Genomic DNA, 20,209 nt, shown 5'->3' on the forward strand with positions numbered 1-20,209 from the left:
CACAACCCAGAACCCACAACCCACAACCCGCCTCTCAATCCCCCACGCCCAGCCTTTTCCGCTCCAGCCGGCGCAGGAACTCGCCCATCACGCGGCGGTAGAGGTCCTCGCCGAGGTAGGCGTCTTCGACGCCCCAGTCGATGTTGGGGTTGTCGTTGACTTCGATGATGACCACGCGGTCGCCGACTTGCTTCAGGTCCACGCCGTAGAGGCCGTCGCCGATCTGCGCGGTGGCGCGCTGGGCGAGCTTGACCACTTCGGACGGGACTTCGCGGATCGGCAGGGTCTTGAAGTCGCCGCTGCGCGCTTCGCCCTTGGCGGCGTGGTTGTAGATCTGCCAGTGGCCGCGCGACATGAAGTACTGGCAGGCGAAGATCGGTTCGCGGTTGAGGATGCCGATGCGCCAGTCGAATTCGGTGGGCATGTATTCCTGCGCCAGCACCAGCGCGGTCTGCTGGAACAGCTCGTCGGCCGAGCGCTTGAGCGATTCGGCGTCGGCGACCTTGACCACGCCGCGGGAGAAGGAGCCATCCGGCACCTTCAGCACCAGCGGGAAGCCCAGCGTGTCGCCCAGCTCGGCGAGTTTCTTCGGCTCGTCCTTGTACAGGATCTCGGTGCGCGGGGTGGGCAGCTTGCGGCTCTTGAGCAGGTCCGACAGGTAGATCTTGTTGGTGCAGCGCAGGATCGAGGTGGGATCGTCGATCACCACCATGTCTTCCTTCTCCGCCTTGTTGGCGAAGCGGTAGCTGTGGTGGTCCAGCGCGGTGGTCTCGCGGATGAACAGCGCGTCGTACTCGGCCAGGCGCGCGTAGTCGTTGCGCGTGATCGGGTCGACTTCTATGCCGAGGTCCTTGCCGGCGTTGATGAAGGCCTTGAGCGCCTTCTTGTTGGACGGCGGCCACTGCTCGGCCGGGTCCTGCAGCATGGCGATGTCGTAGCGGAACTTCTTCGGCGTGCGCTTGCTGCGCCAGAGCTTCTTGCTGAAGCGGTCCAGCGCGGCGGCGAAGCCGTCTTCCTGGGCGTCGGTCAGGGTGTGCAGACCGGCCGGCTTGATCGCCTCGATCTCCCACTTGCGGTCGCGCTCGAACTCGATGCGCAGGATCGGGCAGGGGAAGGCTTCGAACACCTGGCGCGCCAGGTCCTTCAGCGGCTCGTAGCTGGTCTCGCCGAAGTAGACCAGGATGCCGAAGTCGGTGGTGTCGCGGTCCTGCGCCAGGTGCTTGGTGAGCTTCTGGTTGAGGTCCTCGATGTCCAGGCCGTACAGCGAGCGGCGGCGCAGGTCGTTGATCGCGCGCACCGAAGGGATCACCTTGTGCCCGCGCGCCTCCGCCAGCAGCGAGACGTAGTAGCCCGCGCCGAGGTATTTGTAGCTGCGGCAGAGGTTGATCACCTGCGTGCGTTCCTCGTCGGAGCGGATCGGCTCCTTCAAGTAATCCATCGCGGTGACCACGTTATCGGACGGGTAATAGCTGCCCCAGTCCGACGCTTTTTCGACGACGATGACGAGACGACTCATGCTGTCCTGCTGCACGCCTGCGCGCCGCAGGGCGGGCCTGCGCGTCGTCGGGCGGAATCGAGGGGGCAGCGGCAACCGGCCGCTGCAGCGGCGTAGCCCGGCTTGGCATTCCGGGCGGCGCAGGGCGCATAGTCTGGCACAGCGTCGCAGATGGGTTACACGGGATGGCGGAGCGTCGATTCAGCCGGCGTGGGGCGAATCGCGGGCGATTGCCTGCCGCCGCCGCGCGCCCCGCGCCACGCACCGGATTGGTGCGCCTGCGACGCGCCGCCGCGCGCGACCTGGCGGCGCTGGCGGCGCTGGAGCAAACGGTGTTCAGCGGCGCCCGGATGGCGCCACGCCAGTTCCGCCATCACCTCTCCGCAACGAGCAGCGACCTGGTGGTCGCCCGCAGCGGGACCGATCTGCTGGGCTACGCGCTGCTGTTCCGCCGCGCCGGCAGCCGGGTCGGCCGGGTGTATTCGATCGCCGTGGCCGATGCGGCGCGCGGACAGGGCCTGGGCGCACGCCTGCTGCAGCGCCTGGAGTCCGCCGCGCGCGCGCACGGACTGACGGAAATGCGCCTGGAAGTGCGCAAGGACAATGCCGGCGCGCTGGCGCTGTACCAGCGGCGCGGCTACCAGATCTTCGGCGAGCGCGCCGGCTACTACGAAGACGGCTGCGATGCCTGGCGCCTCGCCAAATCCCTGCTGCCGCCGCGGCGGCGCGCCCGCGTCGGGCATGCGCCGCGCACGCCGGATCCACGCAAGACGCGATAGCCTCTACACACTCCCGGAGAACCTGACCCATGCGTAGCGACAACCTCTGGCTGGTCATCGGTGGTGTCGGCTTCCTCGCCTTCGGAGCGTGGATGCTCGTCGCGCCGCAGTCGGCGATGGCGATGGTCGGGATCGCCCTGCCCGATGGCGCGCCCGCGACCGAGATCCGCGCCTTCTATGGCGGCCTGGAACTGGGCCTGGGCGCGCTGTTGCTGGCCGCCGTGCACAAGGTGCAGTACCGCCGCGCCGGCCTGGTACTGGGCTGTGTCAGCTACGGCGCCGTCGGCCTCGCCCGCGCACTCGGGATGCTGATCGACGGCGGTGCCACCACCTTCCTGTGGGTCGCGCTGGCGATCGAATTGACCCTGGCCGCGGGGTTCTGGTGGCGGTTGAAGCGGTGAGGCGGGTGTTGGTGTGGGTTTTTGGTGTTGGTAGTGGCGATGCGGCGCGGCATGCCAGCGCGCTGTTGCGGGCGTAGGCCGGTGTAGCGCGCAGCGCTTCACCGGCAGAGCGCCGGAGAACCGCTGCGCGGTACTCCGGCCTACGCTCACCGAGTCACGACGTCATGCGCACGAAAACGATTGCCAGGATCAGCAGCAGCGCGAGCGCGACGGCGGCGGGCATCAGCAGGCCCCAGCGCTCCGCCGGCAGGTTCTTCGGCAGGAAGCTCGGGCGTAGTTGCGGGCGGTTGTTCGGGTCGGGCTGCATGGCGGGTGGAGTCGGTCGCGATGTCGGCAATTATGGGCTGATCCAGCCTGGCAGCGGAGCAAGCTCGGGTGACCTGCGCGTTCAGGCGCCAGGTGCGCGGGCGCGGCGGCGGAGGCGCCAGGCGTAGAGGCCGAGCAGCAGCAGCGGGATCGGGCCGAGGTAGAGTGCCCAGCGGCCGATGCTGCGGATCCAGCCGTCGCGGATCTCGCGCTCGACTTTGGCGAAGTCCGGCGCGGGGCACTCCCGGCCGAATTCCGCGCCCCAGGGGACGAACGGGCCTTCGCGCAGGTAGCGCTTGTAGATGCCCTGGGCCTCGTCGGGCTGGCGGTCGATCAGCCAGCGGGTGGCTTCGCAGAGCACGGCGGCGAAGGCCTGCGAGCGCGGCGGCAGCACGTCGGCGGCCTTGCCGGCGTGCGCGGCGGCGACCATGCGGTAGTGGAAGCGCTCCAGCGGCTGCGCGCGGCTGGCGGCGACCCGCTCGCGTTCGCCGTCGCTGGTCCACGGGCCTTCGATCTTGAGATCGCTGCGCGGGTTTTCGATCGCGTTGTAGTTCTCGTCCCAGGTGATCGGGCTGTTGAGGTCGAAGCTGCCGCCCCAGATGTAGTAGTCCGGATCGCCCTCGTAGCCCATGATTTCCATGCCGTGCCAGCGCGCCACCTCGGCCGCCTCGAACCACGCGCGCGCCTTGGCCACGCGGGTCCACGCGCTGGTGGCTTTGCGCGCGGCGATGTAGCGCTCGGCCTGTTCGCGCACCGCGGCGTCATCGAAGTAGGTTGGCGCGGCGTCGAAGCGCTGCTCGCGCATCAGGCGGCGCGCGAGCAGGGCGCGTAGCTGGTTGGCCGGTGGCACATCGTGCCAGACGCCGCCTTCGTCATCCTCGGCACTGGCATCGCGCGCTTCGGTGGCGACTGCCTTGGGCGCCACCCGGTCGACGAAGGCCTTCAGCTCGTCGACGCTGACCACGCGCTCGGCGACGTAGGCGGCATCGGTCCAGTAGGTCTCGGCCGCAAACAGCAGCTCCAGCGCCTGCAGGTAATCGCCGCGCGAAAGCGCCAGCGTGCCGGCCTCGCCCTGCACGCGGCAGCGCGGGCGGAGGTCGTCGCTACCCCATTCGGCGCCTTCCAGGCGGATCAGGCCCCAGTGCTCGCCAGTGGGAAAGCCCTTTGCGGCCTCGGCATAGGCCTGCGCGGCGGCGTCCAGTTGCCCCGCGCGCAGCGCCAGCTTGGCGCGCACCCAGGCGGCCAGCGGGGTCTGCGCCTGCGCGGCCAGGCGGCCGGCCTGCTCGAAGCGGCCGGCGCGATAGGCCACGGCGGCCAGGCGATCGGGATCCGGCACGCCGGGCGCCTGGCTGATGCGGTCGAGCAGGGCCAGCGCGCGCGGGCCGTCGGCGGGCGCGTCGAAGCTCGGGTACTCGTTCTCCGGGTCGGGCTCGATCAGCTCGTTGTAGCGGGTGTAGAGATAGGCGAGCAGCAGCCGCGTGCCGGTGGCATCCGCCAGCAGGGCATCGACCTGCGCCGGGTCCTGCACCACCGCGCGCGCGACGAACAGCAGCGAGTTGCGCCCGGAGGTCGATCCATGGGCGGCCTGCTCGGCATACAGGCGCACCGCGCCGGCCACGTCGCCCGCCTCGCGCAGCATGCGCGCCTGCTCGCCGTAGCTGGCCACCGCCAGGCCGAGCGGATCGGCCGCGCCCTCGCGCGCCAGGGTGCGCGTGCGCTCGAAGGCCTCGACGCCGCCGACCAGGTCGCCGCCGAGCGCGAGCACGCGGCCCTCCATGTAGCTGGCCCACAGGCCGCGGTGGCTGCGCTCGGCCGCGGGCAGCGCCGAGACCTCGCGGAAATACTCGAGTGCGGTCTGGTGGTCGCCCTGCCCGAAGGCCAGCGCGCCGGCGGTGTACAGGGCGACATCGCGCGGCAGCGCGCCGGCGAGTCCCATCGCCTCGTCGACGTTGCCCGCCGCGCGCATCGCCGCGATCGCCTCGGCGGCGCCGGCCGGCAATCCGGCGGTCTCCGCCTCGGTGCGCGTCTCCGAGCCCTCGTCCCAGTAGCCCCGTTCCACCGGCACCAGCGCATCGGCGGGCCGGGGCACCAGGCGCTCGGCTTCGAAGTCGAACACCCCCTCCGGCAGCAGGCCCATCACCGCATCGCGGCGCTCGAGCAGGGTGGTCGGGAAGTCCGGGCCGCAGGCCCAGGCCGGCGCGGCCAGCAGGGCGGCGAGCGCCAGTCCGAGCACTGACCGCAGGGCCCTGGGGGTGCGCTTGCCGCGGGCGTGCGTCATTGGATGCTCCATCGTGGTTCCAGGGGTTGCGCGCAGCGGGTCCAGCCCACCACCAGGCGGCCGCCAGCGGGCAGCCAGGCGTCATCGGCCGGGACCAGCCTCAGGCCCGCAGCGGCATCGTCCATACGATAGCGCCCCAGTGCATCGCCCAGGCGGCAGTGTGCGGGCAGGTCGATCGCCGGCAGCGGGTTGTCGAGATTGCCGTCGTTGCGCAGCACCAGGTCGCTGGCGCCGTTGGCCGCGAGCGTGACCTGCACCGAGAACTCCGCCTGCAGCGGTTCGCCAGCGATCGCCGCCGCGAGTGTCTGCGCGCTCCAGCCACGCGCGTCCCCGGCCACCGGCAGGCGGAACCAGACCCAGCCGCGCATCCCCGCGGGCGTCTCCTCCGCGATGGTCTCGATCAGCGCGGCCACTTCCCGCGGGTCGGCGCGCAACTCGCTGCCGCCGGGGCCGACGCGTTCGATGCCCTCCGCATCCACCACGCGCACCTTGCCGCCGCCATCCACGCCCACCCGCACACCGTAGGCCGGCAGCGCCACCCGGAAGGGCTGCGGCGAGCGCTGCGCCCAGTCGAAGATCCAGTACCAGGCGCCGGTCTTGTCGAACAGGCCGGTCTGCGGCCGGTCCACCGCGTGCACCTGGAGCACGCTCTCATCGACCGCCTCGCGCAGCGCCTCAAGGTCCGGGCTTTCCATCCAGGCCGGCAGCGCGGTGATCGACCACAGGCCGGTGTCCGGCAGCGCCGCGCGCAGATCGCGCAGCCATTGCGCATACTCGCCCAGCGCCGCGCTGGCGCAGTCGTGGTCGATCTCGATCCCGTCGATGCGCAGCCCCGCCGCCAGCCAGCGCTGGCGCAGTTCGCCGATCCGTGTCGCCAGCGCACCCGCCGCCGGCCGCAGCCGCGCGCCCTCGATCCGCACCACCATGCGCAGCGGCAGGCGCGTCGCCTTCAGCGCGACCAGATCCGGCGCCACCTCGATGATCCGCTCGCCCACCACCTGCAGCGCCAGCACCCGCCAGCCACTGAACTGTCCCGCCTGCGCCTGCACCGCGCCGACCACCGCCGGCGTCCACTGGCGCTGCCAGATGTAGGCCTCGTGCGGGAGCGGCGTGGGCGCAGGGGTGCAGGCGGCGAGAAACAGGGCCAGCAGGGTTGCAGAGAACCGGCGCCGGTTGTGGGTTCTGGGTTGTGGGTTGTGGGCAGCAGGATCAAGAGCGGGCTGTCGCGGATTGCGGGCTCTTGCCGCCCACAACCCACAACTTACAACCCACAACCAGTTCATCAGTCTTCCCGGGTCACCTTCAACACCTCCTCCACCGAGGTGATCCCGGCCAGGCACTTGCGCCAGCCGTCCTCGAGGATGCCGGGGCTGCTGCGGCGGGCGATCTTTTCCAGCTCCATCTCGCCGGCCTTGTCGTGGATCGCCTGGCGCATGGCTTCGTCGATCGCGACCAGTTCGTAGACGCCGGTGCGGCCCTTGTAGCCGGTGCTCTTGTGGAACATGTCCATTCCCGGCCGCCACAACAGGGTGCCGCGCTCCTTCGCATGGCCGAGGGCGGCGAGTTCGGCCGGGGTGGCCGGATACTGTTCGCGCACGATGGGATCGAGCATGCGCACCAGGCGCTGGGCGAGCACGCCGATCAGGCTGGAGGACAGCAGGAAGGGTTCGATGCCCATGTCGCGCAAGCGCGTCACCGCGCCGACCGCGGTGTTGGTGTGCAGGGTGGACAGCACCAGGTGGCCGGTCAGCGAGGACTGCACCGCGATCTCGGCGGTTTCCAGGTCGCGGATTTCGCCGACCATCACCACGTCCGGGTCCTGGCGCAGGATCGCTCGCAGGCCGCGGGCGAAGGTCATGTCGACCTTTGTATTCACTTGCGTCTGCCCGATGCCGTCGATGTAGTACTCGATCGGGTCCTCGACCGTCATGATGTTGCGGCTGCGGTCGTTCAACTGCATCAGCGCCGCATACAGCGTGGTGGTCTTGCCCGAGCCGGTGGGGCCGGTGACCAGCAGGATCCCGTGCGGGCGGTGGATCAACTCATCCAGGCGCCCGCGGGTGGCCTCGTCCATGCCGAGCTCGGTCAGGTTGAGTCGGCCGGCCTGCTTGTCGAGCAATCGCAGCACCACGCGCTCGCCGAAGCTCGCCGGAATGGTCGACACGCGCACGTCCACCGGGCGCCCGGCGATGCGCAGGCCGATGCGGCCGTCCTGCGGCAGGCGCTTCTCGGCGATGTCGAGCTTGGCCATCACCTTGATGCGGCTGACCACCGGCGAGGCGATCGATTTCTGCGGGGAGAGCACCTCGCGCAGCACGCCGTCGACGCGGAAGCGCACCACCAGGCGGTTCTCGTAGGGCTCGATGTGGATGTCCGAGGCGTTCTCGCGCACGGCTTCGGCGAGCAAGGCGTTGATCAAACGGATGATCGGCGCGTCGTCCTCGCTCTCCATCAGGTCCGTGGGCTCGGGCAGCTCGTCGGCCAGCTGTTTCAGGTCCAGCTTCTGGTCGATGTCCGCCGCCATCGAGCGCGAATCCTCGCCGCCGCCCTCGTACAGCTCCTGCAGCAGCGCCTCGAAGCGCTCGCCCGCCACCTTCTCCGGCGCCAGCGGCGTGCCGAGGAAGCGCCGCAGCTCCAGCAGCGCCTCCGGCTTGACGTCCGGCCGGCAGGCGATGCGCGCCTTGCCATTGGCCAGGCCCAGCACGGCCACGCCATGCTTGCGCGCAAAACCAAAGGGCAGTCGGGGCAGTGAGGTCATCGGCAGCGGATTCGTCGGTCAGCCGACGATTCTCCACGAATGCGGCCGGGCAAAGTAGGGCGCGCGGTTTACCGGCAGGCTCGGCAATCGACGTGATCCTCCAGCAAGCAGGCAAGTTGGTCATGGTGCGTTCCGAACCTGTACGGTAAAGTTCCGTACTGAAGTTTGGTCCCGTGCCAACCCCTTGGAGAATCACATGCCCACGACCGCCTCGCGCCTGGACCTGAGGCTGAACGCGCGCGACAAGGAGCGGATCGCCCGCGCCGCCGCGTTGCGCGGTTTGCCGGTGTCTGCCTTCGTGCGCGACGCCGTTTTGCGAGAGGCAGACGCTGCGATGGCGGCCGAGCTCAACGTCACGCTGTCTCCCGAGGAATCCCGTCGGTTCCTCGCCGCATTGGACCAGCCGTTCAAGCCCAACCCACGGTTGGCCCAGGCGATGAAGCGCGGGCTCACTCGGCGCTGAGCCGTGCTGCACGTCGTCCGCCTGGATGGCCGCCGGCACGATCGCTCCGGTTTCGAGTGCGGTGTGCCGGCGCTGAACCTCTATCTGCGCGAACAGGCCGCGCAGCACCACCGCAGCGGAATCGCCACGACCCACGTGCTGTGTGCGGATGCCGAGCCAGCGCGGATTCTCGGCTATTACTCGCTCGCCGCTGCGCAGGTGCAACTGGCCGATCTCGCAGCGGTCGATCGGCAACGGCTGCCGCGCTACCCGATCCCTGCGGCGCGCCTGGCACGCCTGGCGGTGGCGCTGGGTGAACGCGGTCGCGGACTGGGCGCTGCGCTGCTGCAGGACGCCGTGAAACGCTGCCTGGACCTTCGCGCGGAACTCGGCATCCGGGTGCTGGTGGTGGATGCCAAGGATGCGGCGGCCGCAGGCTTCTACACCGCATTCGGGTTCCGGCCGACTGCAGAAGCGGTCCTGACGCTGTATCTGCCGCTGGGTGGTTGAACCGGCGGGTTGCTACCACGCGCCCGGAGCGCACGGGATATCGGCGCCCGATGGCATGGAGGCGACCACCACGGGGCGTAGGCCGGGGTGCCACGCTCCGGCTCCCCGGTGCGTTTGCGCCCTGTTTGCCGGTGAGGCGCTGCTCGCTACACCGGCCTGCGCGTCGCGCATCAGCACCGTAACGCTCACTCCTTCCAGGCGCGCGCCCCGAGGAAGATCAGGCGCAGCTGGCGCACGAAGTTTTCGGTGACCTCGCGCTCCTGCTGCGGCTGCCCGGCGGGCACATCGAGGAAGTCGGTGGCGGCGTTCATCATCGTGGTCACCACCAGTCCGCAGGTCATCTGCAGGGTGGCCAGCGACAGGCCCGGCATCAGGCCCAGCTGGCGCAGGTCCTGGCTCATCTCGTCGACGAAGTGGCGCTCCTCGCGGCGCACCGCGGCGCGGATCAGCGCCGAGCCTCCGCTGCGCTCGCCGGCGACGAACATGAAGTGCAGCCGGTGCGCGTGGATGTAGTCGCGGAAGATCTGTACCGAGCGGCGCAGGATGTCCCTGGGCGGCAGGCCGGTGCGGCGCGCCTCGCGCAGCAGGCGGCGCAGGGTCACGCCGGACTCCTCCACCAGCGCCAGGCCCAGCTCGTCGAGATCGCGGAAATGGCGGTAGAACGCGGCCGGCACCACCCCGGCCACGCGCGTGATTTCGCGCAGGCTGAGCGCGCCGAAGGGACGGCCTTCGCCCATCAGCTGCAGCGCCGCCGCGAGCAGGTGCGCGCGCGTGCGCAGCTTGCGGTCGCCGCGGGTGATCGATGAGTCCGCCTCGGCGCGGTATGCGCCCTGGGGACCGGTGGGGGCGGAGCTTGTGGACATCGCGGGAGTATAGGTGCGGCACCGCCTCCGGGCCGGGCGTCTGTGGGTGGGTTGACAGCCCTCTGATATTCGGTGAACGTGTGTTCACCGTATCGGAGATTCCAGATGCAGATCCAGGGCCAGACACAACCGAAACCACTCGCCCGATGGCTGCGCAGCCGCTGGCTGCATCCGCTGAACGATGCTGTCGCCTGGGAGCAGATGCTCTGCGCGATCAACCCGATGTGGTCGCGCCGCGACTACCCGGCGCGCGTGCTGGCGGTGATCGACGAGACCGCGGACACCCGCAGCCTCTGGCTGCAGCCGGTCGCCCGCTGGCCGGGGCATCGCGCCGGGCAGCACGTGGTGGTCGAGGTGGAGATCGACGGCCGGCGCCTGCACCGCAGCTTCAGCCTGTCCTCGGCGCCGACCGCCGACGGCCGCGTGCGGATCACGCTCAAGCGTCAGCCCGGCGCCCGCGTCAGCGCCTGGATCCAGCAGCTGCGCGCGGGCGATGTCCTGCGCCTGAGCGCGCCGCAGGGCGATTTCCTCGCGCCGGCGGACGATGCGCCGCTGCTGCTGATCGGCGCCGGCAGCGGGATCACCCCGCTGATGGCGATGGTCGAGGAGCTGCGCGCCGGCGGCCGGCACGCGCCGCTGGTGCTGGTGCACATCTGCCGCAACGAGGAGGACTTCATCTTCGGCGCGCGCCTGCGCGAGCTGGCGAGCCGCTGGCCGGCATTCGACCTGCGGGTGCACTTCAGCGCCGTCGCCGGCCGCCCGGATGCGGTCGCACTCACCCGGCTGCTCGCAGGAACGGGTCATTGCGAGGCGCGCGTGTGCGGCCCGCGCGCGCTCGTGGCGGCGGTCGAGTCACTGTACCGTGCCGCCGGCGTGGCCGGCCGGGTGCGCAGCGAGAGCTATCGCGGGCGCGTGCTGCCGGCCGCGGATGGCGCCGCCAGCGCCCATGCCGTGCATTGCACAAACACTGAACGAGTGTTCACTGCCGGCGCCGACACCAGCCTGCTGCAGGCGGCCGAGGCCGCCGGGCTCCAGCCGGCGCATGGCTGCCGCATCGGCATCTGCATGAGCTGCCAGTGCCGCAAGCGCAGTGGCAGCGTGCTCAACCTGCGCACCGGCGAGCGCTCCAGCGAGCCCGATGAACTGATCCAGCTGTGCGTCAGCGTGGCGCAATCGCCACTCGAACTGGCGCTCTGATCCGCGCAGCCCGGTGCACGCGCGCCGCGCGTTCACCGGGTGCTGGCCGCAAGTACCCGGTGAGCGGCTGGCGCCGCACACCGGGCTACGCTCGATCCACGTTCCACGCGTGAACCCGCACATTCCGGGGGCCGCACCGAGATCACAAGGAGAACCCCGATGTCCAAGGCCCATTTGTCTCCCGCGCAACTCGACGCCTTCCAGCGCGAACTCGACGCCCTGCGCGCGGAGGTGGCCGGCGATATCGGCCAGCGCGACGCCGAGCACATCCGCGGCGTGGTCGCGAGCGCCCGCGCGCACGCTGTCGCTGGCCGCTCGCTGCTGATGTTCGGCTTCGACCCGCTGAGCTTCGCCGCCGGCGTGCTCGCGCTGGCCAAGGCCAAGATCCTGGAGAACATGGAGATCGGCCACAACGTGCTGCACGGCCAGTACGACTGGATGGGCGATCCCACGCTCAACTCGCAGACCTACGAATGGGACATCGTCTGCGCCAGCCGCGACTGGCGCAAGACGCACAATGTCGAGCACCACAACCACACCAACATCCTCGGCAAGGACGACGACTACGGCTACGGCCTGCTGCGCATGACCGGCGAGCAGCGCTGGACCTGGCGCACGCCGCTGCAGCCGCTGTCGTATCTGCTGCTCGCGCTGCTGTTCCAGTGGGGCGTGGCGATCCAGGACCTCAAGCTCGGCCGCTGGTTCAAGGGCCGCATGCAACCCGGCGAACTGCGCCAGCGCGCCGCGCCCTTCCTGCGCAAGGCGCGCGGCCAGTTGTTCAAGGATTACCTGCTGTTCCCGCTGCTCGCCTTCTGGAACTGGCCGCGGGTGCTCGCGGGCAATGCGCTGGCCAACCTGATCCGCAACCTGTGGACCAACGCGATCATCTTCTGCGGCCACTTCACCCTGGACGCGCAGGTCTACAGCAAGGCGGAGGTGGCCGACGAATCGCGCGGTGCCTGGTACCTGCGCCAGATCCAGGGCTCCGGCAACCTCGAGGGCGGGCGCTGGTTGCACCTGCTCAGTGGCCACCTGAGCCACCAGATCGAGCACCATCTGTTCCCGGACATCCCGGCGCCGCGCTACACCGAGATGGCGCCGCGGGTGCGCGAGATCTGCGCTCGCTACGGGGTGCGCTACAACTCGGCCGGCTTCTGGCGCCAGTACCTCGGCGTGCTCTGGCGCATCCTCAGGCATGCGCTGCCGCTGGACCGCAGGCCGGCCGGGCTTGCGCCCGCAACCCATGCCGAGGCCTGAGGAGTCCGCGCTGGTGCGAGCGGGCGCGGGGGATCCAACCGGCCGCCGGGCAAGCACCCGCTCTTTGCTTATTCCCTCGCGTCATTTCCGCGCCGCAGCATGACGTCCTACCGTGGCCTTCCGTGCACGAACAGACGTCCAGACGGCCGTGAGCAGTGTTCCCGAAGCGCTTCATGCACCCGCGAACCCGTTGTCGCCGGAGCAGTTGCAGACGCTGCAACAGCTGACCGCCGGCATCAGCGATGCCGCGTTGTGGTGGATTGCCGGCTACACCGCAGGCCAGGCGGCCGCGCGCGGCGGGGCGCCGCAGCTCAAGCCTGTCGCTGCCGCCACCGCGCGGCTGACGGTGGTCTACGGCAGCCAGACCGGCAATGCGAAGGCCGCCGCGGCGGCGCTGGCGCAGCAGGCGGAGGCGCAGGGCGTGGCGGTTCGGCTGGTGAACATCGCCGACTACTCGCTGGCCGAGCTCGGCCGCGAGCGCTACCTCGCAGTGGCGATCAGCACCCAGGGCGATGGCGATCCGCCGGATGACGCACGGCTGTTCCTGAAGCAGCTGGCTGGCGCGCGCGCGCCGAAGCTGGCGGAGCTGCGCTACACCATCCTGGCGCTGGGCGATTCCAGCTACCCGAAGTTTTGCGAAATCGGCCGGCGGCTGGATGCGCGCCTGGCCGAGCTCGGCGCGCAGCGGCTGGCCGCCAGCGCGGATGCAGACCTCGACATCGAGGCCGCCGCCGCACCCTGGCGCCGGCAGACCCTGAGCGCCGCGGCCGAGGCGATCGGGCGCGCCGCGCCTGCCAATGTCACCGTGCTGCGTCCGGTCGCCGCGCCGCTGCACCGCGCGGTGCGCGCCACCCTGCTCGCCAACCAGCGACTGACCGCGCGCGACAGCGAGGTCGACGTGCGCCACATCGAGCTGGCCGTCGACGGCCTGCGCTACGAGCCAGGCGATGCGCTCGATGTGCGCGTGAGCAATCCGCCGGCGCTGGTCGACGAGTTCCTGACGCGCACCGGCCTTTCCGGCGACGCAAACGTCGAGCACGCGGGCGAACGCCTCAGCCTGCGCGACTGGCTGACTCGTCGGCGCGAGCTGACGCGGCTGACCGCGCCGCTGGTCGATGCGCTGTTCGCCACGCACCCGGGACATCCCTTGAGCGAGATCGGCCACGCGCTGCTGGACAGCCACCAGGTGGTCGATGTGCTGGCGGCCGGGCGCATCGAGTGGGATGCCGCGCGCTGGGTCGCGGCGCTGGCACCGCTGAAGCCGCGCGCCTATTCGATCGCCTCGGCGCAGGCCGGCGTCGGCGACGAGGTGCACCTGACCGTGGCGCTGAAGCGCAGCCGCGGCGCCGGCATCGAGCGCACCGGGCTGGCTTCCGGCCAACTGGCAGCGCTCGCCGAGGGCGCCGAGATCGAGGTGGAGCTGGCGCCGAACCCGCGCTTCCGCCTGCCGCGCGACGGCAGCCGCGACCTGATCATGATCGGCCCCGGCACCGGCGTGGCGCCCTTCCGCGCCTTCCTGCAGCAGCGCGTGGCCGACGGGGCCGCGGGCCGCCACTGGCTGTTCTTCGGCCACCGCCATTTGCAGCGCGAGTTCCTGTACCAGACCGAGTGGCTGGCGGCGCTCAAGCGCGGCCAGCTGCACAAGCTCAGCGTCGCCTGGTCGCGCGATGGCGCGCAGCGCCGCTACGTGCAGCACCTGATCGCCGAACAGGCGCGCGAACTGGTCGACTGGATCGACGCCGGCGCGCACCTCTACGTCTGCGGCGACGCCAAACGCATGGCGCGCGACGTCGAACAGGCCCTCACCGAGGCCATCGCCCGCGTGCGCGGCATCGATGCGGAAGCCGCGGGCGAGGAGCTGGATGCGCTGGCCGCGAGCGGGCGCTGGCAGCGGGATGTGTATTGAGGGGATGCGAATGACGACGATGCTGAATTGGAGGGCACGAGGGCACGAGGGCACGAGGCCACGCGAGAGCAGCCCCGAGCGAGCTCTGGCTCTGCCGTGCCCTCGTGCCCTCGTGCCCTCGTGCCCTCCCGCGAATGGGGCGTCGCAATGAGCGCGCTCTCCGTCGAGCAGATCAAATCCGCCAGCCGCAACCTGCGCGGCAGCCTGGTCGAAAGCCTGGCCGATGCGCATACGGGCGGGCTGCGCGAGCCGGACCTGGTGCTGATCAAATTCCATGGCAGCTACCAGCAGGACGACCGCGATCTGCGCGAGGAGCGCGCGGAGCAGAAGCTGGAGCCGAAGCACAGCTTCATGATCCGCACGCGCACGCCGGGCGGCGTGGTCACGCCGGCGCAGTGGCTGGCCTTCGACCGGATCGCGCAGACCTATGCGAACGGCACGCTGCGCCTGACCACGCGCCAGGCGATCCAGCTGCACGGGGTGGTCAAGCACGATCTGAAAGCCACGATGCAGGCGATCAACCAGTCGCTGATCGACACCATCGCCGCCTGCGGCGACGTCAACCGCAATGTGCTGGTCAGCGCCAACCCGGTCGAGAGCGCGGCGCATGCGGTGGTCTACGGCGATGCGGTGGAGCTGTCCGAGGCACTGCTGCCGAAGACCCGCGCCTACCACGAGATCTGGCTCGACGAGGAACCGCTGGTGGGCGAGCCGGAGCCCGAGCCGCTGTACGGCGCCACTTACCTGCCGCGCAAGTTCAAGACCGTGTTCGTGGTGCCGCCGCAGAACGATGTGGACCTGTACGCGCACGATCTCGGCTACGCGGCCATCATCGAGGGCGGCGAGGTGGTCGGCTACAACGTCTATGTCGGCGGGGGCCTCGGCACCACGCACGGTGACGGACGCACATATGCGCGCGCCGCCAGCGTGCTTGGCCACGTGCCGCGCGGGCAGCAGATCGCCGTGGCCAAGGCGGTGCTGACCACCCAGCGCGACTGGGGCAACCGCGAGGACCGCCGGCTGTCGCGGCTGAAGTACACCATCGACCGGGTCGGCATCGACGCCTTCCGCGCCGAGGTCGAGGCACGCAGCGGGCTCAAGTTCGCGCCCGCGCGCCCGCTGCGCTTCAGCGCGCGCGGCGACCGCTTCGGCTGGACGCGGGGCTTCGATGGTCGCTGGCACCTCAACCTGCGGATCGTCGCCGGGCGCATCGCCGACCGCGGCGATGCGCGCCTGCTCGCCGGCCTGCGCGCGATCGCCCAGCTGCACACCGGCGATTTCCGCATCACGCCGAACCAGAACCTGATCGTCGCCGGGATCGATGCCGACGCGCGCCCGGAGATCGAGCGCCTGGCGCTGGAACACGGGCTGCTCACGGCGCTCGACACCAGCGCCAGCGAGCGCGATGCACTGGCCTGCGTGGCGCTGCCGACCTGCCCGCTGGCGATGGCCGAGGCCGAGCGCTACGTGGCCGCGTTCAGCGCGAAGGTGCAGCAGCTGCTGGCGCGCCACGGCGTGCCGGAGGATCCGCTGTCGATCCGCATCTCCGGCTGCCCGAACGGCTGCTCGCGGCCCTATCTCGCCGAGGTCGCGCTGGTCGGCAAGGCGCCCGGCCGCTACAACCTGCACCTCGGTGGCGACCGCTTCGGCGTGCGCCTGAACCGGCTTTACCGCGAGAACATCGACGAGGCCGAGATCCTGGCCACGCTGGACCGCGGCTTCGCGCGTTGGCGGCTGGAACGCGCCGGCGCCGAGACCTTCGGCGACTATGCCGACCGCGTGCTGCTGGCGGAGCTGGCGGCATGAACGCGGTGCTCGCCGAACTGCCGCTGGATGAAGCCCGCTTCGCCGCGCTGGATGCCGGCGCCCGCGTGGACCTGGCGCTGCGCGCGCTGCCCGGCGCGCACGTGCTGTCGTCCAGTTTCGGCGCGCAGGCCGCGGTGATGCTGCACCTGGTCAACGAGCGCGCGCCAGGCATCCCGGTGGTGCTCATCGACACCGGATACCTGTTTCCGGAGACCTACCAGTTCGTCGACCAGCTGAGCGACAGGCTCAAGCTCAACCTCAAGGTCTACCGTGCCGTCGCAAGTCCCGGTTGGCAGGAGGCGCGCTACGGCAAGCTGTGGGAGCAGGGCGTTGCCGGCCTGGAGCGCTACAACCAGATCAACAAGGTGGAGCCGATGCAGCGCGCGCTGGACGAGCTGAACGTCGGCACCTGGTTCGCCGGCCTGCGCCGCGGCCAGTCCAGCACCCGCGCCGACACCCCGTTCCTCGGCTGGCGCAAGGGCCGCGCCAAGGTGCACCCGATCGCCGACTGGAGCGACCGCGACGTGCACGCCTACCTCCGCCGCCATCGCCTGCCCTACCATCCGCTCTGGCTGCGCGGCTATGTGTCGATCGGTGACGTCCACTCCACCGTCCCCCTCGGCAGCGGCATGCGCGCCGAGGACACCCGGTTTGGCGGGGTGAAGCGGGAATGTGGGCTGCACACCGAGCTGTAAGGCGGGTGCTGGTGTTGCTTGGTTCTGGTGGCAAGAGCCGGTGAGCGGCTTCACGCCGCGGCTCGCGATGCTTGTGCAGTGCCCCACCAGTTTGGCCTACTCGTCGATCCACGATGGGATCCGCCGGATGAATCTGCACACCCTCGCCCACCGTCTCGCCCGCGGCGAAGTCACCAGCCGCCAATTGGTCGAGCACTGTCTTGCAGCGATCGACGATCCGCAGGGCGAAGGTGGGCGGACCTTCCTCGCGGTCCATCGGGAGCCCGCGCGCACGCAGGCCGATCGCATCGACGCGCTGCGACAGGCAGGAGCAGACGTCCCGCCGCTTGCCGGCATCCCGATCTCGATCAAGGACCTGTTCGACGAGGCCGGCGTGGTCACGCTGGGCGGCTCGAAAGTGCGCGTGGGCGCGCCGCCGGCGGAGCGGGACTCCGCGGTGGTCGCGCGGTTGCGCGCGGCGGGGCTGGTGATCCTCGGGCGCAGCAACCTGACCGAGTTTGCCTATTCGGGGCTGGGGATCAACCCGCACTACGGCACGCCGCGGAACGTTTTCGACCGCGCCGCCGCGCGGATTCCCGGTGGCTCCTCCTCGGGTGCGGCGATCTCGGTGACCGACGGCATGGCGGCCGCGGCCATCGGCACCGACACCGGCGGCTCGGTGCGCATCCCGGCGGCGCTGAACGGGTTGTGTGGCTTCAAGCCGACGGCGCGCCGGGTGCCGCTGACCGGGACCATGCCCCTGTCGCTGTCGGCCGACTCGGCGGGCCCGATCGCGCGCACCGTGGCCGATTGCGCGCTGCTCGACGCGGTGCTCGCCGGAGAGCCGTTGAGGGTGCCCGCCGCGCTGCCGCTGCGCGGCCTGCGCCTCGCAATACCGACCACGGTGGTGCAGGACGACCTCGCGCCCGCCGTGGCGTCAGCCTTCGCCGCCGCGTTGACGCGGCTGTCCGCGGCCGGCGCAACGCTGGTCGACACGCGCTTCCCGGAGTTCGCGCGGGTGCCCGAGGTCAACCCGCGCGGCGGGATCAGCAGCGCCGAAGCCTTCTGGTTCCACCGCCAGATGATTGCGGCGCAGGCCGATGGCTACGATCCGCGGGTGCTCGCGCGCATCCGTCCGGGCGAATCGATCAGCGCTGCCGACTACATCGAGATGCTGCAGCGGCGGCGTGGCTTCATCGCCGCGGTGGAAGCCGCGGCCGCCGGTTTCGACGCCCTGCTGATGCCGGTCACGCCCGACACGGCGCCGACCATCGCCGAAGTCAGTGCCAGCGACGAGGCCTACTTCCGCTGGAACTCGCGGATGCTGCGCAACCCCTCGCTGGTCAACCTGTACGATGGCTGCGCGCTGGCGCTGCCCTGTCATGCACCGGGCGAGGCCCCGGTGGGCTTGATGATCGCGGGTACCGCAGGCGCCGATCAGCGGATACTCGGGATCGGGCTTGCGATCGAAGCCCTGCAGCGCGCGGAGCTGGGCGCTGGGCCGGATGACGCGGGTCGCTGACCAGATCCCGCCATCGCATTCGAGTCCATTCCCGCCCCACTCCTTCGAGCCCGCCGCCATGCCGCAACCGCCTGCCGCCACCCTGCTGCGTTCCCTGCTGGCCTCCAGCGCACGCCTCTGGCGCGGCACCCAGATCCTGCGCGCAGCACCGGCGCCGAAGCAGTTGCTGATCGTCTACGACCGCGAGAACGACCCGCGCTGCCGGCTGCTGCGCGAGTTGCTGACCGAGCTGCGACTGGACGTGTTGATCCGGCCCTGCCCGATCGACGGCCAGCGCTTCGCGCGCAAGCTGCCAGCGGGCGCCGAGCTGCCGTACCTCATCGACCGCGACCACGGCGTCCAGGCAGACGGCCTCAACGCCTGTCTCGACCACGTGCTGCGCCAGTACGCCGGCCTCCAGCGCGGCGCGCGCCTGCTCGGCAGTTGGCCGATGCGCATGAGTTCGCGCCTGGCGAGCGCGCTGCGCGGCAGCGCGGGCCTGCACGCACAACCGGCGCGCGCGCCGCGCAAGCCGCTCGAACTGTATGGCTTCGAGTCCAGCCCGTACACCCGCCTGGTACGCGAGCGCCTGTGCGAGCTGGAGCTGGCCTGGGTGCTGCGCAGCTTCGGCAAGGAGCAGATCGCCGACTGGGGCCCGCCCCAGCTGCGGCTCAGCCTGAAGCCCTGGAAACCGCGCCCCGGCGGCCTGCGCGAGCGCATGCTGGCGGAGACCGGCAAGGCCCAGGTGCCGTATCTGATCGATCCGAACGCTGGCGTCGAACTGTTCGAGAGCGTGCGCATCCTGGAGCACCTCGACCGCGCATATGCGCGCTGAAGCTCAACGATGTCCAGAGCCTGCGCCAGGGCGCGTGCAGCGAGTCCGGCCGAGCGCTCGCGGTCAACCGGGCGCGGTTGTAGACGGCACCGGCAAGGCGTCTTCGTGTGTTCCGGCGTCAGGCTTGTCGGTGGCCACTGACCCGCGCAGTATGGAGGGCGTCCAGCGACCCGCCAAAGGCCATCGAAGGCGATGATCCGGTGTTCGGCGCCGATGGCAGCTGGACGCAGGAAGCGACACTGGATTTCCGTCCGTTTGGGGGATGCGATGACTCACGTCGTGACCGACAATTGCGTCGGCTGCAGGTTCACGGATTGTGTACTGCCGTGCCCGGTTGACTGTATTTATGCCTTGGACAACCAGGTCGTCATCGATCCGGAAGAATGTATTGATTGCTCAGCCTGCGTCGCGGAATGCCCGGTCGAGGCAATCTATGCCGAAGCTGATGTGCCGGAGAGATTTGCATCCGCCACAGCATTCAATGCCGAGCGTGCATTGCAGGCGAAAGACAATGGCGAGCCCCCGATTACCGACAACGGCGGCCAGCTGCCAGGCGCCGAAGCCAGGAAAGCGGAGCTTGGGTTTTAGGGGTCGCTCGCAATCGATCTTGCCAAGGGGCTGGGCCGTTCTGGCCCCGGCCGGTCGTCTTGCAGGGAGCTGAGTGGGTGGGTGGCTGATACGCGCGACGTCGGGTCTTGCACAGGCTCTCCGCAGCGCTCTCAGGCCGCAGTGTTATTCTGCTTCTGGCGCATCCGTCGGAAAGGAGTCTTGCTTGAATCGACGCGAATTCTTGATGGCGACCGCCGCTGTCGCCCTGCCGATGGCCGGCTCGACGGCCGCGAATGCTTCCGCGTTGCGGCATTACCACCAACGGGCGATGGCCGCTTGCAAGAAAAAGATCCAGCGCCTGGGCGAGCAGTACGTCGCCAGCGGCCGGAGCGACAGGGCGCTGCGCGAGCGCCGGATCCTGGAAGCCCGGACCTTCGCCGCACATCACCGCGCGCTGTCCAGCCTCGCCTGATGCCACAGATCCGGTCGGCCGGCTGCCCGGGCGATTGACCTCGACGCGACGGTGATGTCCCTTGTGCCGGTGCGCGAACGCGGGTGTCGAACGGTTCGCGAGCGTGCGCATCCTGGAGCATCCGGACCGGCCGCACGCGCGCTGATCTGACGCAGCTGCACGCGCGCCGCTGGATGACGC

The 20,209-nt window shown here is 70.3% G+C and carries 19 protein-coding genes; 13 read left to right on the forward strand and 6 right to left on the reverse strand.

Annotated elements, in window-relative coordinates:
- Positions 1–34: 34 nt before the first annotated feature.
- Positions 35–1,516, reverse strand: coding sequence for a RimK family protein (locus IPK27_11470; GenBank protein MBK8068210.1), 1,482 nt, complete (start codon positions 1,514–1,516; stop codon positions 35–37).
- Positions 1,517–1,680: 164 nt separating this feature from the next.
- Here IPK27_11470 and rimI point away from each other — a divergent pair, with 164 nt between their 5' ends.
- Both rimI and IPK27_11480 read left to right on the forward strand, forming a co-directional pair.
- Positions 1,681–2,274 (forward strand): ribosomal protein S18-alanine N-acetyltransferase, encoded by a 594-nt coding sequence (rimI, locus tag IPK27_11475; protein MBK8068211.1) that lies wholly within the window; start codon positions 1,681–1,683, stop codon positions 2,272–2,274.
- 29 nt (positions 2,275–2,303) lie between these two features.
- On the forward strand, positions 2,304–2,675 hold the full coding sequence (locus tag IPK27_11480) for a DUF4345 family protein (GenBank protein MBK8068212.1): 372 nt from the start codon (positions 2,304–2,306) through the stop codon (positions 2,673–2,675).
- Positions 2,676–2,829: 154 nt separating this feature from the next.
- Here the strand turns inward: IPK27_11480 and IPK27_11485 are convergent, their stop codons facing one another.
- The 4 genes from IPK27_11485 to gspE all read right to left on the reverse strand — a co-directional run bounded on the left by IPK27_11485 (position 2,830) and on the right by gspE (position 8,017).
- Positions 2,830–2,982 carry a hypothetical protein gene (locus IPK27_11485; GenBank protein ID MBK8068213.1) on the reverse strand — a complete coding sequence of 51 codons (153 nt, stop codon included), beginning with the start codon at positions 2,980–2,982 and terminating at the stop codon, positions 2,830–2,832.
- An 81-nt stretch (positions 2,983–3,063) separates the two neighbouring features.
- A complete protein-coding gene (locus IPK27_11490; protein ID MBK8068214.1) occupies positions 3,064–5,259 on the reverse strand; it encodes a hypothetical protein in 2,196 nt (731 codons plus the stop codon).
- On the reverse strand, positions 5,256–6,542 hold the full coding sequence (locus tag IPK27_11495) for a DUF3142 domain-containing protein (GenBank protein ID MBK8068215.1): 1,287 nt from the start codon (positions 6,540–6,542) through the stop codon (positions 5,256–5,258). The genes IPK27_11490 and IPK27_11495 overlap by 4 nt, the downstream gene beginning before the upstream one ends.
- Positions 6,542–8,017 (reverse strand): type II secretion system ATPase GspE, encoded by a 1,476-nt coding sequence (gene gspE, locus IPK27_11500; GenBank protein ID MBK8068216.1) that lies wholly within the window; start codon positions 8,015–8,017, stop codon positions 6,542–6,544. The genes IPK27_11495 and gspE overlap by 1 nt, the downstream gene beginning before the upstream one ends.
- A 196-nt stretch (positions 8,018–8,213) precedes the next feature.
- On the opposite strand from gspE, the gene IPK27_11505 reads away from it, so the two are divergent.
- Positions 8,214–8,480, forward strand: coding sequence for a DUF1778 domain-containing protein (locus IPK27_11505; GenBank protein MBK8068217.1), 267 nt, complete (start codon positions 8,214–8,216; stop codon positions 8,478–8,480).
- Positions 8,481–8,483: 3 nt separating this feature from the next.
- A complete protein-coding gene (locus IPK27_11510) occupies positions 8,484–8,969 on the forward strand; it encodes a GNAT family N-acetyltransferase (protein ID MBK8068218.1) in 486 nt (161 codons plus the stop codon).
- Positions 8,970–9,154: 185 nt separating this feature from the next.
- On the opposite strand, the gene fabR is transcribed toward IPK27_11510, so the two are convergent.
- Complete coding sequence (gene fabR / locus IPK27_11515; GenBank protein MBK8068219.1) at positions 9,155–9,832, reverse strand: HTH-type transcriptional repressor FabR; 678 nt, start codon at positions 9,830–9,832, stop codon at positions 9,155–9,157.
- A 105-nt stretch (positions 9,833–9,937) separates the two neighbouring features.
- On the opposite strand from fabR, the gene IPK27_11520 reads away from it, so the two are divergent.
- The 9 genes from IPK27_11520 to IPK27_11560 all read left to right on the forward strand — a co-directional run bounded on the left by IPK27_11520 (position 9,938) and on the right by IPK27_11560 (position 20,029).
- Positions 9,938–11,029 (forward strand): iron-sulfur cluster-binding domain-containing protein, encoded by a 1,092-nt coding sequence (locus IPK27_11520; GenBank protein ID MBK8068220.1) that lies wholly within the window; start codon positions 9,938–9,940, stop codon positions 11,027–11,029.
- A 159-nt stretch (positions 11,030–11,188) separates the two neighbouring features.
- Positions 11,189–12,286, forward strand: a complete 1,098-nt coding sequence (locus tag IPK27_11525; protein ID MBK8068221.1) for an acyl-CoA desaturase — start codon at positions 11,189–11,191, stop codon at positions 12,284–12,286.
- 148 nt (positions 12,287–12,434) lie between these two features.
- Entirely contained in the window at positions 12,435–14,192 is a 1,758-nt protein-coding gene (locus IPK27_11530; protein MBK8068222.1) for a flavodoxin domain-containing protein, read from the forward strand.
- 147 nt (positions 14,193–14,339) lie between these two features.
- A complete protein-coding gene (gene cysI, locus IPK27_11535) occupies positions 14,340–15,998 on the forward strand; it encodes an assimilatory sulfite reductase (NADPH) hemoprotein subunit (GenBank protein MBK8068223.1) in 1,659 nt (552 codons plus the stop codon).
- Positions 15,995–16,693 (forward strand): phosphoadenylyl-sulfate reductase, encoded by a 699-nt coding sequence (locus tag IPK27_11540; GenBank protein ID MBK8068224.1) that lies wholly within the window; start codon positions 15,995–15,997, stop codon positions 16,691–16,693. Before cysI ends, IPK27_11540 begins: the two co-directional genes overlap by 4 nt.
- A 127-nt stretch (positions 16,694–16,820) precedes the next feature.
- Positions 16,821–18,194, forward strand: a complete 1,374-nt coding sequence (locus IPK27_11545) for an amidase (GenBank protein MBK8068225.1) — start codon at positions 16,821–16,823, stop codon at positions 18,192–18,194.
- Between the two features lie 58 nt (positions 18,195–18,252).
- A complete protein-coding gene (locus tag IPK27_11550; GenBank protein ID MBK8068226.1) occupies positions 18,253–19,008 on the forward strand; it encodes a glutathione S-transferase N-terminal domain-containing protein in 756 nt (251 codons plus the stop codon).
- 267 nt (positions 19,009–19,275) lie between these two features.
- Positions 19,276–19,596 carry a 4Fe-4S binding protein gene (locus tag IPK27_11555; GenBank protein ID MBK8068227.1) on the forward strand — a complete coding sequence of 107 codons (321 nt, stop codon included), beginning with the start codon at positions 19,276–19,278 and terminating at the stop codon, positions 19,594–19,596.
- A 184-nt stretch (positions 19,597–19,780) separates the two neighbouring features.
- Positions 19,781–20,029, forward strand: a complete 249-nt coding sequence (locus IPK27_11560; protein ID MBK8068228.1) for a hypothetical protein — start codon at positions 19,781–19,783, stop codon at positions 20,027–20,029.
- Positions 20,030–20,209 lie beyond the last annotated feature (180 nt).

The sequence above is a fragment of the Rhodanobacteraceae bacterium genome (assembly GCA_016713135.1).
Classification (GTDB): domain Bacteria; phylum Pseudomonadota; class Gammaproteobacteria; order Xanthomonadales; family SZUA-5; genus JADKFD01.

What these genes read in the sequence shown, in the direction of transcription:
- gspE (MBK8068216.1), bottom strand. Translation starts at nt 8,017, where the DNA reads ATGACCTCACTGCCCCGACTGCCCTTTGGTTTTGCGCGCAAGCATGGC.
- IPK27_11520 (MBK8068220.1), top strand. Translation starts at nt 9,938, where the DNA reads ATGCAGATCCAGGGCCAGACACAACCGAAACCACTCGCCCGATGGCTG.
- IPK27_11480 (MBK8068212.1), top strand. Translation starts at nt 2,304, where the DNA reads ATGCGTAGCGACAACCTCTGGCTGGTCATCGGTGGTGTCGGCTTCCTC.
- fabR (MBK8068219.1), bottom strand. Translation starts at nt 9,832, where the DNA reads ATGTCCACAAGCTCCGCCCCCACCGGTCCCCAGGGCGCATACCGCGCC.
- IPK27_11470 (MBK8068210.1), bottom strand. Translation starts at nt 1,516, where the DNA reads ATGAGTCGTCTCGTCATCGTCGTCGAAAAAGCGTCGGACTGGGGCAGC.
- cysI (MBK8068223.1), top strand. Translation starts at nt 14,340, where the DNA reads ATGAGCGCGCTCTCCGTCGAGCAGATCAAATCCGCCAGCCGCAACCTG.
- IPK27_11525 (MBK8068221.1), top strand. Translation starts at nt 11,189, where the DNA reads ATGTCCAAGGCCCATTTGTCTCCCGCGCAACTCGACGCCTTCCAGCGC.
- IPK27_11550 (MBK8068226.1), top strand. Translation starts at nt 18,253, where the DNA reads ATGCCGCAACCGCCTGCCGCCACCCTGCTGCGTTCCCTGCTGGCCTCC.
- IPK27_11505 (MBK8068217.1), top strand. Translation starts at nt 8,214, where the DNA reads ATGCCCACGACCGCCTCGCGCCTGGACCTGAGGCTGAACGCGCGCGAC.
- IPK27_11495 (MBK8068215.1), bottom strand. Translation starts at nt 6,542, where the DNA reads ATGAACTGGTTGTGGGTTGTAAGTTGTGGGTTGTGGGCGGCAAGAGCC.
- IPK27_11540 (MBK8068224.1), top strand. Translation starts at nt 15,995, where the DNA reads ATGAACGCGGTGCTCGCCGAACTGCCGCTGGATGAAGCCCGCTTCGCC.
- rimI (MBK8068211.1), top strand. Translation starts at nt 1,681, where the DNA reads ATGGCGGAGCGTCGATTCAGCCGGCGTGGGGCGAATCGCGGGCGATTG.
- IPK27_11490 (MBK8068214.1), bottom strand. Translation starts at nt 5,259, where the DNA reads ATGACGCACGCCCGCGGCAAGCGCACCCCCAGGGCCCTGCGGTCAGTG.
- IPK27_11555 (MBK8068227.1), top strand. Translation starts at nt 19,276, where the DNA reads ATGACTCACGTCGTGACCGACAATTGCGTCGGCTGCAGGTTCACGGAT.
- IPK27_11545 (MBK8068225.1), top strand. Translation starts at nt 16,821, where the DNA reads ATGAATCTGCACACCCTCGCCCACCGTCTCGCCCGCGGCGAAGTCACC.
- IPK27_11485 (MBK8068213.1), bottom strand. Translation starts at nt 2,982, where the DNA reads ATGCAGCCCGACCCGAACAACCGCCCGCAACTACGCCCGAGCTTCCTG.